The sequence below is a fragment of the [Clostridium] ultunense DSM 10521 genome, assembly GCF_000511955.1.
Lineage (GTDB): Bacteria > Bacillota > Clostridia > Tissierellales > Tepidimicrobiaceae > Schnuerera > Schnuerera ultunensis.
This window is the reverse complement of the sequence record NZ_AZSU01000004.1, coordinates 3,702-4,846: the sequence shown is the minus strand read 5'-3', so window position 1 is coordinate 4,846 and position 1,145 is coordinate 3,702. Positions and strand designations below refer to the sequence as shown.

5 tRNA genes and 1 rRNA gene are annotated in these 1,145 nt (G+C 47.2%); all 6 read right to left on the bottom strand.

The window, feature by feature from the left end:
• Positions 1-5: 5 nt before the first annotated feature.
• Positions 6-81: transfer RNA gene (locus tag CUL_RS0111405), tRNA-Val, on the bottom strand.
• Positions 82-247: 166 nt separating this feature from the next.
• Positions 248-322: transfer RNA gene (locus CUL_RS0111400), tRNA-Glu, on the bottom strand.
• Between the two features lie 119 nt (positions 323-441).
• Positions 442-518, bottom strand: a tRNA-Met gene (locus CUL_RS0111395).
• 77 nt (positions 519-595) lie between these two features.
• Positions 596-684: transfer RNA gene (locus CUL_RS0111390), tRNA-Leu, on the bottom strand.
• A 27-nt stretch (positions 685-711) separates the two neighbouring features.
• Positions 712-786 (bottom strand) — tRNA-Asn (locus tag CUL_RS0111385).
• A gap of 7 nt (positions 787-793) precedes the next feature.
• Positions 794-910 (bottom strand): 5S ribosomal RNA (rrf, locus tag CUL_RS0111380).
• Positions 911-1,145: the final 235 nt, after the last annotated feature.

Sequence of the window (1,145 nt, the reverse complement as noted above, 5' to 3'; positions counted from 1 at the left end):
ATAAATGGTGGGCACAACAGGGCTTGAACCTGTGACCCCCTGCTTGTAAGGCAGGTGCTCTCCCAACTGAGCTATGCGCCCTCGCAAAGTTCACTTATCACTTCGCTAAGTTAAATCATTTCCCGCAGTTTCATTCACCAAATTATTTGTTCGCTATCGCTCACATAATTTGGGAATTCATTGCGTTTGACCCACCATCCATTTGCATTTGCTTTAAAAGCATTACGCAAATGGGATTAGGTCATAATGGTGACCCTACCGGGACTCGAACCCGGGTTACCGCCGTGAAAGGGCGGTGTCTTAACCGCTTGACCATAGGGCCAGATTATTATGGTTGCACCCCTCCGAGTACTACTAATCATATACCTTCGCTACGCTCAGGTCGATATTATGGTTGGTCCTGTCGGACACTTCTAAACTTATACCCTACAGGATAAATAATGGTTGCGGGAGCCGGATTTGAACCAGCGACCTCCGGGTTATGAGCCCGACGAGCTACCAGACTGCTCCATCCCGCGATGAATTTTTTTATTGGTACTCCTTGCGTTTGACTGACCTACCTACAATTCGATATGCTCTTTGGATTAGGTCATAATGGTGCCGAGGACCAGAATCGAACTGGTACGATCCCAAAGGACCGCAGGATTTTAAGTCCTGTGCGTCTGCCTGTTCCGCCACCCCGGCAATTATCGCCTTCTACTACGGTTTTAATGGCTCCCAGGGTGGGATTCGAACCCACAACCTACCGGTTAACAGCCGGGTGCTCCACCGTTGAGCTACCTAGGAATGTTTTATTTGGCAGCGTCCTACTCTCCCAGGGCGTTACCACCCAAGTACCATCGGCGCTGAGAGGCTTAACTTCTGTGTTCGGTATGGTTACAGGTGTTCCCCTCTCGCCATCGCCACCAAATATTCATTGGTTTGACCTACCATCCATTTGTTCCAAAAGCATTCACAAATGGGGTAAAGCTTTTTTATAGTATTTTATTATGGTTTTGTTGCTTCGACTTAACTCTATTGGTTTGCTACATTGAGTACGCAGTCTCGCTACACAAATCTATTTGCTCGCTATCGCTCACATAGATTTGGTGCTCGTTGCGTTTGACTTAACTTTTGCTCACTATCGTTCGCTAAGTTAGGTCATA